This is a genomic window from Parasphingorhabdus sp. (assembly GCF_036964565.1).
GTDB lineage: Bacteria > Pseudomonadota > Alphaproteobacteria > Sphingomonadales > Sphingomonadaceae > Parasphingorhabdus.
The window spans coordinates 140929-152733 of the sequence record NZ_JBALTN010000009.1 but is presented as its reverse complement, the minus strand read 5'-3'; the positions used below and the strand labels follow the sequence as shown (position 1 = coordinate 152733).

General features: G+C 63.3%; 12 protein-coding genes. 5 read left to right on the top strand and 7 right to left on the bottom strand.

Annotation, left to right across the window (positions count from 1 at the left end):
• The first annotated feature begins 70 nt into the window (after positions 1–70).
• From recQ to V7650_RS13855, 5 genes are all read left to right on the top strand, one after another.
• Positions 71–1855 carry a DNA helicase RecQ gene (recQ, locus tag V7650_RS13875; RefSeq protein WP_335656826.1) on the top strand — a complete coding sequence of 595 codons (1785 nt, stop codon included), beginning with the start codon at positions 71–73 and terminating at the stop codon, positions 1853–1855.
• A gap of 92 nt (positions 1856–1947) precedes the next feature.
• Positions 1948–2373, top strand: a complete 426-nt coding sequence (locus tag V7650_RS13870) for a TIGR01244 family sulfur transferase (protein ID WP_335656825.1) — start codon at positions 1948–1950, stop codon at positions 2371–2373.
• Positions 2374–2421: 48 nt separating this feature from the next.
• Entirely contained in the window at positions 2422–3321 is a 900-nt protein-coding gene (locus V7650_RS13865) for a sterol desaturase family protein (protein ID WP_335656824.1), read from the top strand.
• 210 nt (positions 3322–3531) lie between these two features.
• A complete protein-coding gene (locus V7650_RS13860; RefSeq protein WP_335656823.1) occupies positions 3532–4578 on the top strand; it encodes a phosphatase PAP2 family protein in 1047 nt (348 codons plus the stop codon).
• Entirely contained in the window at positions 4512–6101 is a 1590-nt protein-coding gene (locus V7650_RS13855) for a GMC family oxidoreductase (RefSeq protein ID WP_335656822.1), read from the top strand. Before V7650_RS13860 ends, V7650_RS13855 begins: the two co-directional genes overlap by 67 nt.
• 16 nt (positions 6102–6117) lie before the next feature.
• Here V7650_RS13855 and V7650_RS13850 read toward each other — a convergent pair whose 3' ends face one another.
• The 7 genes from V7650_RS13850 to V7650_RS13820 all read right to left on the bottom strand — a co-directional run bounded on the left by V7650_RS13850 (position 6118) and on the right by V7650_RS13820 (position 11800).
• Positions 6118–7716, bottom strand: coding sequence for a sodium:solute symporter family transporter (locus V7650_RS13850; RefSeq protein ID WP_335656821.1), 1599 nt, complete (start codon positions 7714–7716; stop codon positions 6118–6120).
• Between the two features lie 142 nt (positions 7717–7858).
• Entirely contained in the window at positions 7859–9151 is a 1293-nt protein-coding gene (locus V7650_RS13845; protein ID WP_442955302.1) for an ammonium transporter, read from the bottom strand.
• A gap of 48 nt (positions 9152–9199) precedes the next feature.
• Positions 9200–9538 (bottom strand): P-II family nitrogen regulator, encoded by a 339-nt coding sequence (locus V7650_RS13840; RefSeq protein ID WP_335656819.1) that lies wholly within the window; start codon positions 9536–9538, stop codon positions 9200–9202.
• Between the two features lie 142 nt (positions 9539–9680).
• Positions 9681–10511 carry a patatin-like phospholipase family protein gene (locus V7650_RS13835; RefSeq protein ID WP_335656818.1) on the bottom strand — a complete coding sequence of 277 codons (831 nt, stop codon included), beginning with the start codon at positions 10509–10511 and terminating at the stop codon, positions 9681–9683.
• Entirely contained in the window at positions 10508–10720 is a 213-nt protein-coding gene (locus tag V7650_RS13830; RefSeq protein ID WP_335652069.1) for a putative signal transducing protein, read from the bottom strand. Before V7650_RS13830 ends, V7650_RS13835 begins: the two co-directional genes overlap by 4 nt.
• 6 nt (positions 10721–10726) lie before the next feature.
• Complete coding sequence (locus tag V7650_RS13825) at positions 10727–11281, bottom strand: pyridoxamine 5'-phosphate oxidase family protein (RefSeq protein ID WP_335656817.1); 555 nt, start codon at positions 11279–11281, stop codon at positions 10727–10729.
• A gap of 3 nt (positions 11282–11284) precedes the next feature.
• Positions 11285–11800 carry a CPBP family glutamic-type intramembrane protease gene (locus V7650_RS13820; RefSeq protein ID WP_335656816.1) on the bottom strand — a complete coding sequence of 172 codons (516 nt, stop codon included), beginning with the start codon at positions 11798–11800 and terminating at the stop codon, positions 11285–11287.
• Positions 11801–11805: the final 5 nt, after the last annotated feature.

Genomic DNA, 11805 nt, shown 5'->3' with positions numbered 1-11805 from the left:
CGGATTACATTTTCGGTCATCGCCGTTTTTCCGGTTTCGCAGGCGGCCATGTCTGGCTAGGGAACAGGGCATGACCGATGCCCTGCTCCCCCTGCTCAAATCCACCTTCGGCTTCGGCGCGTTCCGCGGCATGCAGGCGGCGGTGCTGGAGCGGGTGATGGCGGGGCAGAACACGCTGGCAGTGATGCCGACAGGCTCAGGCAAGTCGCTCTGCTACCAGCTGCCAGCGCTGGCCAACACGGGCACGACAATCGTGATCTCGCCGCTGATCGCGCTGATGCACGACCAGTTGCGCAGTGCCGAGGCGGTAGGAATCCGGGCGGCCACCCTCACCTCCGCCGACGACAATCGGGCCGAGACCATCGCCCGGCTGAAGGCGGGCGAGCTGGACCTGCTCTACGCCGCGCCGGAACGGGCGTCGCAGCCGCATTTTCGCGAATTGCTGGAACAGGCCGACATATCGCTGTTCGCCATTGATGAAGCGCATTGCGTGTCCGAATGGGGCCATGATTTCCGGCCCGACTACCGCCTGCTGCGGCCGCTGCTGGACCATTTCGGGTCGGTGCCGCGGCTGGCGCTGACGGCCACCGCCGACGCCCATACGCGCGAGGATATTCTGGTGCAGCTGGGGATCCCCGCAGAGGGCATGATCCTTGCCGGCTTCGACCGGCCCAATATCCGTTACGGTATCAGTCCGCGGTCAGGGCTGGCGCGGCAGATTGGCGATCTGGTCGCGCGCACGCCGGGGCCGGGCATCGTCTATGCCCAGACACGCGCGGCGACCGAGAAGATGGCCAGCCAGATCGCTGCCACCGGCCGCAGCGCGCGCGCCTATCATGCCGGGCTGCCGCCGGAGGTGCGGCAGAAGAACCAGCATGATTTCGTCGCCTCCGAAGACATGGTGATGGTCGCCACGATTGCCTTCGGCATGGGCATCGACAAGCCGGACGTGCGCTTCGTCGCCCATGCCGGGCTGCCCAAGTCGATCGAGGCCTATTATCAGGAAACCGGGCGTGCGGGGCGCGATGGCGACCCTGCCGAAGCCCATATGTTCTGGGGCGCGGAGGATTTTGCCAAGGCGCGGCAGCGGCTCGGCGAGGTTGACCAGAGCCGGCTGGACAGCGAGCGGACCCGGCTGGCGGCGCTGGGCGGCCTGGTCGAAACCGCCGGATGCCGCCGCGCGGTCTTGCTGCGGCATTTCGGCGAGAACCCGCCGGAGACCTGCGGCAATTGCGACAATTGCCTGAACGCGCCGGAAACCCGCAATGTCACCGAGCTGGCGCGCAAGTTCCTCTCGGCGGTGTATCGCACCGGCCAGAGTTTCGGCGTCACTCATCTCGAGGCGGTGCTGACCGGGCGGCAGGAGGAGAAAATCCTGTCGCGCGGCCATGACAAGCTGTCGGTGTTCGATATTGTCGACGAAGAGGAAGCACCGCTGATCAAGGCGGTGGCGCGGTCGCTGCTGCTGCGCGACGCGCTGCGCAACACCGAGCATGGCGGGCTGATGTTCGGGCCAGACGCGCGCAAGATCCTGAAGGGCGAGCAGGAAATCGCCATCGTCGAGCCGCCGAAGCGGCTATCGCGCAAGGGGCGCGGCGGCGGACCTTCGCTCAATCCCTTTGGCGACCCCCTGTTCGAGGCGCTGCGCAAGAAGCGGATGGAACTTGCCACCGAACTGGGCGTGCCACCTTATGTCATCTTCCACGACAGCGTGCTGCGTGATATGACCGGTTTCAAGCCGCGCAGCCTGTCGGCGCTCGGCGAGCTTCCGGGGATCGGTGCCGCGAAGCTGGAGAAACATGGCGAAGCCTTTCTGGCGGTGATCCAAGAGGTGACCGAAGCGCAGCAGACATGAAATTTTCAGCCGCCCTGTTGTTGCTGGTTTTGTCTGGCTGCAGCGCGGCCACAGCGACCGACACAGACATTCCGACAGAGGAGATCACGAACATGTTCCGGAAAATCAACGACACAATCAGCGTAGCCCCCCAGATAGACCTGGATGATATCGCCGCGGCGAAAGCGGAAGGGGTGACGCTGATCATCAACAACCGGCCCGATGGCGAGGACCCCGCTGCGCCGCAAAGCGCGGATATCGAGGCGGCGGCGCGCGAGGCGGGGATGAAATATATCGCGATACCAATCACCCACAGCGGCTTTTCCGGTCCGCAGGTCGATGCGATGGTCGCGGCGCTCGCCGATGGCGACAAGACCCTCGCCTATTGCCGCTCGGGCACTCGCTCGACGCTGCTCTGGTCGCTGGCGCAGGCGAAACAGGGCTTCGATCCCGACGAGATTTCCCGGCTGGCCGGCAATGCCGGCTATGACATCACGCCGGTGCGGGCGATGGTCGACGCGCTAGCGGCGGGGAACTAATCGCGGCATCTGGACAGGAACTGACATTCGTGTCAATAGTCCGCTATTATGGAAAGCCTGCCATCCCCGACCGACTGGGCGGTCCCGTTCTTCATCATCACCGTCGCCATGGAATGGTGGTGGAGCCGCAAGAACAAAAAGATCCGCTACGAGACCAGGGATGCGCTGACCTCGCTGGCGCTGGGGACGGGCAGCGTGGTCGCCGGTATCCTGACCGGCGGCTTGGTCCTGGCCCTCAGCCTGTGGGTCTATGAATATCGGCTGCTCGATTTCGAGATCAGCTGGGCCAATGCCCTGTGGCTGGTGCCGCTCGCCTTTGTCCTCGACGATCTCGCCTATTACTGGTTTCACCGCACCGCGCACCGGGTCCGCTGGTTCTGGGCGGCGCATGTCATCCATCACAGCAGCCAGCATTATAATCTGACGACGGCGCTGAGGCAGACCTGGACCGGATTTTTCGCGCTCGGCTTCCTGTTCCGGCTGCCGCTGTTCCTGATCGGTTTTCCGCCGGCGCTGATCTTCTTCCTCGCCGGACTGAACCTCGTCTACCAATATTGGATCCATACCGAGGCGATCGACCGGATGCCGCGCTGGTTCGAGGCGGTGATGAACACCCCGTCGCACCACCGGGTGCATCACGCGACCAACCCGCGCTATCTCGACCGCAATTATGCCGGGGTGTTCATCGTCTGGGACAAGCTGTTCGGAACTTATGAGCCGGAGACGGAAGAAGAGGATATCCGCTATGGCATCATCAAGAATCTGGACAGCCACAACCTGCTGTGGGCCGCGTTTCACGAATGGATCGGCATCGGCCGGGACCTGTGGTCGGCACCGTGGCGGTACAAGTGGAACTATCTGGTCAAGCCGCCGGGCTGGAGCCATGACGGCAGCCGCGAAAGCAGCGAGATGATCAAGGAGCGCTGGCAACAGGGCCGCGAGAGCTGAGGATAGCAGAGATTACATTTTTGTGACTATCCTTTCCCCTGAAAAAGGCGCAAGCGCGACATAGAGGGTTGGGACCCCTCCAGACGTGCAAGGGTCGCACGCGGGTCGGGGCATTGGAATCATCTTGAAATTTTCAGACAGCTGCGGCCGCTCCGTGCGTGCGCAGACGATTTGCGGCATCGCCAATGCCTCCTGCGCAGGGCGCGGCTGATGGACATGAGCGACACCCGGGACATCCACATCGACCGCCCGGTGCTGCGGGACCGGATCGTGCCGACCGCCTGGATATTGGGCCTGCTCGGCGGCAGCCTGCTGATCGTCGTTGCGATGATGGACCGGGCCGGCCTCGGCATGGATTTCCTGAAGCCCAGCAATGCAAAATATCTGCTGGCGCTGCTGCTGCTGGCGACGATCCGCTTTAGACTGCGGAATCGGTCGACGGGCCGCGAACGGGTCGCCCGGGACTTTTGCGAATATGTCGGCCTGTTCCTGTTCATCAGCCTGCTGGGGGCGACCGCGACCTATCCCGCGGCCGCTGCGACCAGCGGTTTTGCCGACGCCGCGCTGGCGCGGATCGACGCGCTGATCGGCTTCGACTGGATCCGGTGGTATATGCTGGTGGTCGACAATCCCTGGCTGCAGACCGTCGGCCGCCTGGCCTATGCCAATATCTACATGTCGCCGGTGCTGCTGCTCGGCGGGCTGGCGCTGAGCGGGGAGCGCGCGCGGGCGCAGCTGTTCCTGGTCAGTTTCTGGCTGGCCGCGCTGGTCACCATGCTGCTGTTCCTCGCCATGCCGGCGGTCGGGCCGCTGGCCTATGTGTGGCAGGGGCCGGTTCCCTATATGCCGACCAGCGCGCTCTATCAGGCTGAACTGCTGCCGATGCTGCGCGAGAACAGGCTGGGCGCGGTCGATCTGGGCGCGCTGCAGGGGCTGGTCTGTGCACCGAGTTTCCATACGGCGGCTGCGGTCATCTATATCGCGATTGCCTGGCAATGCCGCTTTCTGCGCTGGCCGCTGCTGCTGATCAACTGCGCGATGCTGCTGTCGACACCGGTCGAGGGCACCCATTATCTTATCGACATGATTGCGGGCGCCATGGTCGGTTTATTTGCACTGTGCACGACCGGTGCAATACAATATAGCCTCCCCAGATTGCGACAAAAGCAACGGTGGAGAGAGACAGAAATATGGCAGAATTTGACATCATCGTCATCGGCGGCGGCTCCGCCGGCAGCGCCGTCGCGGGACGGCTGAGCGAGGATGGCAAGCGCACGGTCTGCCTGATCGAGGCGGGTGGCCGGAACAATAATTTTCTCGTCAAGACGCCGGGGATGATGCCGTTCCTGCTGAAAAATGCCAACTGGCGGTTCGACACCGTGCCGCAGAAGGGCCTGAACGGCCGCACCGGCTACCAGCCACGCGGTCGAGGGATGGGCGGGTCGAGCGCGATCAACGCGATGGTCTATATCCGCGGCAACCGCTGGGATTATGACAATTGGGCGGCGATGGGCTGCGCCGGCTGGTCCTATGACGACGTCCTGCCCTATTTCAGGAAATCAGAAGGCAACGAGCGCGGCGGTGATGCCTATCATGGCGGCGACGGCCCGCTGTCGGTGTCCGACCAGAAATGGCTCAATCCCGGAAGCCTCGCCTTTGTCGAGGCGGCGCGCAACCTGCAGCTGCCGATTCTCGACGATTTCAACGGCGAGAAGCAGGAGGGCATGGGCATCTATCAGGTCACCCAGAAGGACGGCGAACGCTGGTCCGCCGCGCGCGCCTATGTCGAGCCGGCGCGGGGTCGGCCGAACCTGACGATCCGCACCAAGTCGCTGGTCGAGAAGCTGATCGTCGAGGACGGCCGGGTCACCGGCGTGCAGATCAGGCGCGGGGCCGGCCGCGAGACGATCCGGGCGCGCGGCGCGGTGGTGCTGTCTGCGGGGGCTTTCGGTTCGCCGCATATCCTGCAGCTGTCCGGCATCGGACCGGCGGCGCATCTGCGGGACAAGGGTGTGGATGTGGTGCTCGACAAGCCAGAGGTTGGCGAGAATCTCAAGGACCATATCGACTTTGTCTCCGGCTACCAGACCGAATCGCGCGAGCTGATCGGGGATTCGCTGGCCGGCACGGTGCGCATGGCACGGGCAATCCTGCAGCACCGGATGAAGCGGACCGGGATCATGACGACGCCCTATGCCGAGGCGGGCGGGTTCTGGAGCAGCGGGCCCGAGGTGCCGGCGCCCGATATCCAGTATCATTTCGTTCCGGCGATGCTGGAGGATCATGGCCGCGAGGCGGTCAAGGGTCACGGCTTCAGCTGCCATGCCTGTGTGCTCAGGCCGCACAGCAAGGGCCATGTGCGGCTGAACAGCGACGATCCGACAGCGCCGCCTTCGATTGACCCGAATTTCCTCAATGACGACCGCGATATCGCGACGCTGCGCAAGGGCGTCCGGCACATGAAGCGGATCCTGGAAACGCCGCCGCTGACCGAATTTTCGCCGACCGACCGGCACCCAATCGACATCAACAGCGATGCCGAGCTGGACGCGCTGATCCGGCAGCGCGCCGACACCGTCTATCACCCGGTCGGCACCTGCCGGATGGGTTCGGACGAGGCGGCGGTGGTCGATCCGAGGCTGAAATTCCGGGGGCTGGAAGGGCTTTATATCGCCGATGCGTCGATCATGCCGGAGATCATCAGCGGCAACACCAATGCGCCGAGCATCATGATCGGCGAGCGGGCGGCGGAATTCATCCGGGCGGATCTGGCGGGCTGAGCGGGATCCCCTGCCCTCAGATTTGGAAGAATTGGATGCTTTCAAAGGCGAGTGAAATCAGGATGATAGCCAGCGTGAACAGCGCCAGGCCGGCGGAGACCAGCAGCACGTAGGAGGGCGGCACCTTCCGGGTCTGCAGGGCAACCGTCGCGGCGGCGAGCGGCATCTTGCCGGACAGCAGGGACAGCGCCACGGAGACCGCGAGCGTGACCACCAGTCCGATCAGGTTCCACCACATCCAGAACAGGCCGGGCTGGAACTGCCAGAAGTACAAATTGAGCAGCAGGCCGGCGAGAAAGCCGATATTGGTGCTGAGCACGGTGCGGCGGCGCCACAGGATGGCGATCAGGAAGACCCCGAGCACGGGGCCGTAAAGGGCCGAGCCGACCTTGTTGATCGCCTCGATCACCGTCGCCGATATGTCGCCGGAGTAGAGCGAGAAGAACAGGATCACCGCTCCCCACAGCAGCGCCAGCAGCCGCGCCCAGAGCAGCTCGCGGCGGTCATCGCGGGCGTGGACACCGAAGCTCTTCAGATCCTCGATGGTCACCGCCGACAGCGAATTGACCGCGGAGCTGAGCGTCGACATCGCCGCCGACATGATCGCCACCAGCAGCAGGCCGATCACGCCATTGGGCAGATATTCGATGATGAAATAGGGCATCAGATGGTCGGGGCTGTCCGCGGGAATGCGCGCCATAAAGTCGCTGTTGGCCGCGGCGATCACACCGACCGCCAGACCGGTGATGCAATAGAGCAAGGTCACCGGAAAGCGCAGCAGAGCGTTGGCGACGAGCAATTTGCGGATGTCCCCAAGGCTCCTTGCCGACAGCGACCGCTGTGCCTGGGTCTGGTCGCAGGCATAATAGGAGACATAGAGCACGAAACCGCCGAACAGCATCGGCAGCAGCGCGAATTCGTCGGTGACCAGACCGGCATAGCTCCATTCGACGACCTGCAGGCGCGCCGGATCGATGCTCGACCAGAATGGCTGCCAGCCGCCGATGACCGAGATGGCCGAGGCCAGGCAGACCAGCAGGCCGAGAACGATCAGCACCATCTGGATCGCGTCGGCATAGACCACGGCGCGGATGCCACCGAGAAAGGAATAGAGGATGGTGATCAGGCTGATCGCCAGGATCGACTGGAGGAAGGGAATGCCGAGCACCGCCTCGATGATCAGACCGGTGGCGTAGACCATGATGCCGGTGCCGAAGGCGCGGACGATCTGGAAGGCAAGGCTGATGAAGAAACGGGTCGACCGGCCGATCCGCTGTTCGAGAAAGTCGAAGATGCTGATCACGCCGGAGCGATAGAGCGGCGGCATGATCACGAACATCACCAGCAGCATCGCCAGCGGCACGGCAAATTCGAAGGTCAGCCATTTCAGGCCGCCGCCCTCGCGCAGGCCGACAAAGGCCGGGGCGGAAATGAAGCTGATCGCCGAAAGCTGGGTGGCCATGGTCGACAAAGCGAGGGGAAACCAGCCGATCGCCTTGTTGCCGAGAAAATAGTCGCCTTCGTTGCTTTGCCGGCTGAGCATGATCCCGAAGACCAGCATCGCGGCCAGATAGGCGAGAATTACGAGATAGTCGAAGCCGTTCATGCCGGCCATTCATAGCCCAGTATCGGCAGAAAACCAAAAAAAGGGCCGGGATGCTTGCACATCACCGGCCATGAGTTTTTTGTTCGCAGGAGGAACAAGGTGAGGCGCCGACCGGATTTGGGAGGAGAAGGCCGGCGCCAAACTCGGAATATCAGTAGTTATAGGCGCGCTCTCCGTGTTCGCCGAGATCGAGGCCTTCGCGCTCGACTTCCTCGGTGACACGCAGCCCGGTGACCAGCTTGGCGACGAACATCGCGATCGCGGTACCGATGCCGGCCCAGCCGATCGTGACCAGCACGCCGATGATCTGGGTGACAAGCTGTGCGCCCATCGCGGTGGAACCGTCGCCGGGTCCGCCGAACATCGGCTGGTAGACAATGCCGGTGCCGATCGCACCGACCATGCCGCCGACGCCGTGGATGCCGAAGGCGTCCAGCGAGTCGTCATAGCCGAGCTTGGGTTTCAGGAAGGACACCGCATAATAGCAGACCAGCGAGGCGACCGCGCCAAGGATGATGGCGCCGAACGGTCCGCTGTTGCCGGCGGCGGGAGTGACCGCAACCAGGCCGGCAATCACGCCCGAGCAGAAGCCCAGAGCCGAACCCTTGTGGCCGCTCAGCTTTTCGGCCAGCATCCAGAACAGGGCACCGGAGGCGGTGGCAACGAAGGTGTTGATCATCGCCAGGCCAGCCGTGCCGTCCGCTTCCAGCTCGGAACCGGCGTTGAAGCCGAACCAGCCAACCCAGAGCAGGCCGGTGCCGATCATCGTCAGCGTCAGGCTGTGCGGTGCCATTGGCTCCTTCGGGTAACCCGTGCGGTTGCCGAGGATGAGAGCCGCGACCAGCGCCGAGACACCGGCGTTGATATGCACCACGGTACCACCGGCAAAGTCGAGAGCGCCCATTTCAAACAGCAGTCCGCCGCCGGCCCATACCATGTGCGCGATCGGGAAATAGACGATCGTCAGCCAGACGGCACCGAAGACCATCACCGCGGAAAATTTCATCCGCTCGACCACCGAGCCGAGGACCAGCGCGAGCGTGATCGCCGCGAAGGTCATCTGGAAGGAGATGAACACATATTCCGAGATCACTTCGTCGGAGAAGGTCGCCGCGGTGCTGGAACCGTCGACACCGGCGAGGAAGAACTTGCCCCAGCTGATGAAGGCATTGCCTTCGGGACCGAAGGCGAGGCCATAGCCGTACATGACCCAGATCAGCATCGCGAGACAGGCCGCGGCGCCGATTTGCGTCATCGTCGAGAGCATGTTCTTGGTGCGGGTCAGGCCGCCGTAGAACAGCGCGAGACCGGGAAGGATCATCAGCAGCACCAATATGGTCGCCGTCATCATCCAGGCGTTATTCCCCGGATTGGGCACGGCCGCGGCCGCCTCGACGGCCTCTTGCGCAAAGGCGGGAACGGACATGCCGGCAATCGCCGCCATCCCCGTCACTTTTGTCAAAATTTTTCTCATGAGTATCTGCTTCCCCGATTATATTGCTGTGTCGCCGGTTTCACCGGTGCGGATGCGGACGGCGTCTTCGAGACCGAGCGTGAATATCTTGCCATCACCGATCGATTCCGTACCCGCCGCGGCCTGGATCGCCTCGACCGCCTGAGCCGCGACAGCGCTGCTGCAGGCCACCTCGATCTTCAGTTTCGGCACCATGTTGGTGGTATATTCCGCGCCGCGATAGACTTCCGTCTGGCCCTTTTGCCGACCGAAGCCCTTGACCTCGGTTACGGTCATGCCGGTGACACCGACACCGGTCAGCGCTTCACGAACATCGTCAAGCTTGAACGGTTTGATTATGGCTATGATAAATTTCATTACGCCCCCTATTGTTGTTGCCAAGGGGCTCTTCGCAAGGCCTGTGCCAGAATCGGAAGGCGCTGGAATCAAAGGATTTTGGGAAAATCGGGGCGCTTAAGAAAGTGTAAATTTTGTGCATTGCAGCACAAGTGCTTAATTATTAGGCAGCACGCTCCGCCAGCCGGGTCAAGATTTCCGGGATGATTTTCTCCGCTTCCCGCCGTCCGATATCGATCAGTTCCTCGGCGCGGGTGAAATTCTGGATGTCGATATGGCCGACCTTGGGCGACATCGCGAAATCGGGGGGATCGAGGGCCAGCGAATAGCGGCCGAGGTTGCGCAGCGACAGGCCGATCGAGGCCTTGACGATGGCCAGGCTGTTGGGTTCGCGGTTGCCATGTTCGGCAATGCCCGCCGCAATCGAGCGGTTGAGATAGTCGTCCTGCAGGTTGACCGACAGGCACAAAGCCTCGGGTGCGAGCTCGCGCACCGGCGATACCGGTACCGGCAGCGCCGCGCCGCCGTCGACGAGCAGGCGCCCTTCATGCTGGACGGGCTTGAAAATGCCGGGCAGCGACATCGACGCGCGGATCGCCGGCACCAGATTGCCCGATTTCATCACGATCGTGTCGCCCGTGCGCAGGTCTGCGGCGACCGCAGCGAGCGGAAAGGGCAGATCCTCGAACCGCAGTTCGCCGAATTCGGCCTCCAGCTCCTTTTCGATATTGCGCGCGCCCATCACCGCGCCGCGCTTGAAATGCGGGTCCATGAAGCGCAGCATGTTGCGGAAATTGACGTTGCGGGCCATGTCCTCGAGATAGTCGAGCTTGCCCACCGCATAGCTGGCGCCGGTGATCGCGCCGATCGAGGTGCCGGCGATCGCGGCGATTTCCAGCGGGCTATCGTCGATTGCCCGCAGCACGCCGATATGGGTCCAGCCAAGGCCGGCACCTCCGCCCAGCGCCAGCGAGATCTTGCCGGCGCCGCTCACAGCGAGACGTCCTCTGCCAATATCGCTTTCGCTTCTGCCAGATCCTCGGCCAGCACCATCACCCGGGCGGGCAAAGCGATGCCGGCGCCTTCGACGATGTTCACGCCGCTGTCGAAACAGACCGCGCCGATGCCGGCGGCCTCCAGCCGGCCACGGATGATTTCGGCCTCGACGCCGTGCATGTGGCGGGACAGTTCTACCAGACTCATGACCGCCTATCCGCCAAAATAGCGGTCGGTGGCGCGGGTCGGCAGGCCGTCGATGCTGGTCAATCTTTTGGCCATTTTTTCCCTCCAGGCGTCGGGATCGGCCTGGCGGTGATATTTGACCAGGGTCTGACGCTCGGCTTTCATGTCCATTTGCGGCACGCCCCAGCCGCAGCTGGTCTGCACGCTCTCGATCTGGATGTCGAAAATCTGGCGGGTGCCGGGGAGGATGTCGAAATACCGGGCGAGTTCGTCCCAGCCGGCATCCTGCGGCAGCACCGGCCTGCCGGTGCCGTAGAGCCGCATGATCAGCGCCGGATTGGCGAAATTGTTGAACATGATGGTGATCCGGCCGTCGGCGACCAGATGGGCGTGGGTCTCGTTGCCGGAACCGCCGAGATCGAGATAGGCGACCCGGTCGGGACCGAGCACGCGGAAGGCATCATAGCCCTTGGGCGACAGGTTGATCCGGCCGTCGGACGCCGCGGTGGCGACAAAGAACATCGGCTGCCCGGCGATGAAGGCGACGTGATCGTCGGTCAGTGTCTCAAAAAAATCCGCCATGTGTCACCCTTCCCAGTAAAATGGCCCGCCAAGCAGAAGCTTCCAGACCACGACCAGAAGCCAGTGGATCAGTATCACAGGCCACAGGGACTGCGACTGAATCCTGACATGGGTCAATACAATGCCGAGGATGAACGTAGCAAACAGAAACGACGGCTGCAGGAAAATCGCGGACCAGGGCGGACCGAAGGCCAGCGCCTGAAACGGATGCCAGAGCACGAACAGGGCAATCGACAGCCAGTTGCCCGCGCGTTGCGAAAAGGCCGCGAACCAGGAAAGGAGCAAGCCGCGGAAGACCAGTTCCTCGGCCAGCGCCGGGAGGAAGAACAGGAGGACGGCGGCGGTCAGGGCGGCGGGGATGTCGGTGACTGGATCGAGCGAGAGCCAGCCGCCGAGATATCCCGACAGGGCGACGATCGCCACGGCGGGCAGGACGACCATCGATGCCGATGTCCAGCGGGCGCGGTCCGGCCAGACCGTGAGCGCGCGCCATGTCTGCCGCGCCGCGATGACAGCCATCGTGC

Bases quoted from the DNA above. Each gene is read 5' to 3' on its own strand.
- recQ (WP_335656826.1), top strand. From the start codon at position 71: ATGACCGATGCCCTGCTCCCCCTGCTCAAATCCACCTTCGGCTTCGGC.
- V7650_RS13870 (WP_335656825.1), top strand. From the start codon at position 1,948: ATGTTCCGGAAAATCAACGACACAATCAGCGTAGCCCCCCAGATAGAC.
- V7650_RS13865 (WP_335656824.1), top strand. From the start codon at position 2,422: ATGGAAAGCCTGCCATCCCCGACCGACTGGGCGGTCCCGTTCTTCATC.
- V7650_RS13860 (WP_335656823.1), top strand. From the start codon at position 3,532: ATGGACATGAGCGACACCCGGGACATCCACATCGACCGCCCGGTGCTG.
- V7650_RS13855 (WP_335656822.1), top strand. From the start codon at position 4,512: ATGGCAGAATTTGACATCATCGTCATCGGCGGCGGCTCCGCCGGCAGC.
- V7650_RS13850 (WP_335656821.1), bottom strand. From the start codon at position 7,716: ATGGCCGGCATGAACGGCTTCGACTATCTCGTAATTCTCGCCTATCTG.
- V7650_RS13845 (WP_442955302.1), bottom strand. From the start codon at position 9,151: ATGGCGGCGATTGCCGGCATGTCCGTTCCCGCCTTTGCGCAAGAGGCC.
- V7650_RS13840 (WP_335656819.1), bottom strand. From the start codon at position 9,538: ATGAAATTTATCATAGCCATAATCAAACCGTTCAAGCTTGACGATGTT.
- V7650_RS13830 (WP_335652069.1), bottom strand. From the start codon at position 10,720: ATGAGTCTGGTAGAACTGTCCCGCCACATGCACGGCGTCGAGGCCGAA.
- V7650_RS13825 (WP_335656817.1), bottom strand. From the start codon at position 11,281: ATGGCGGATTTTTTTGAGACACTGACCGACGATCACGTCGCCTTCATC.
- V7650_RS13820 (WP_335656816.1), bottom strand. From the start codon at position 11,800: ATGGCTGTCATCGCGGCGCGGCAGACATGGCGCGCGCTCACGGTCTGG.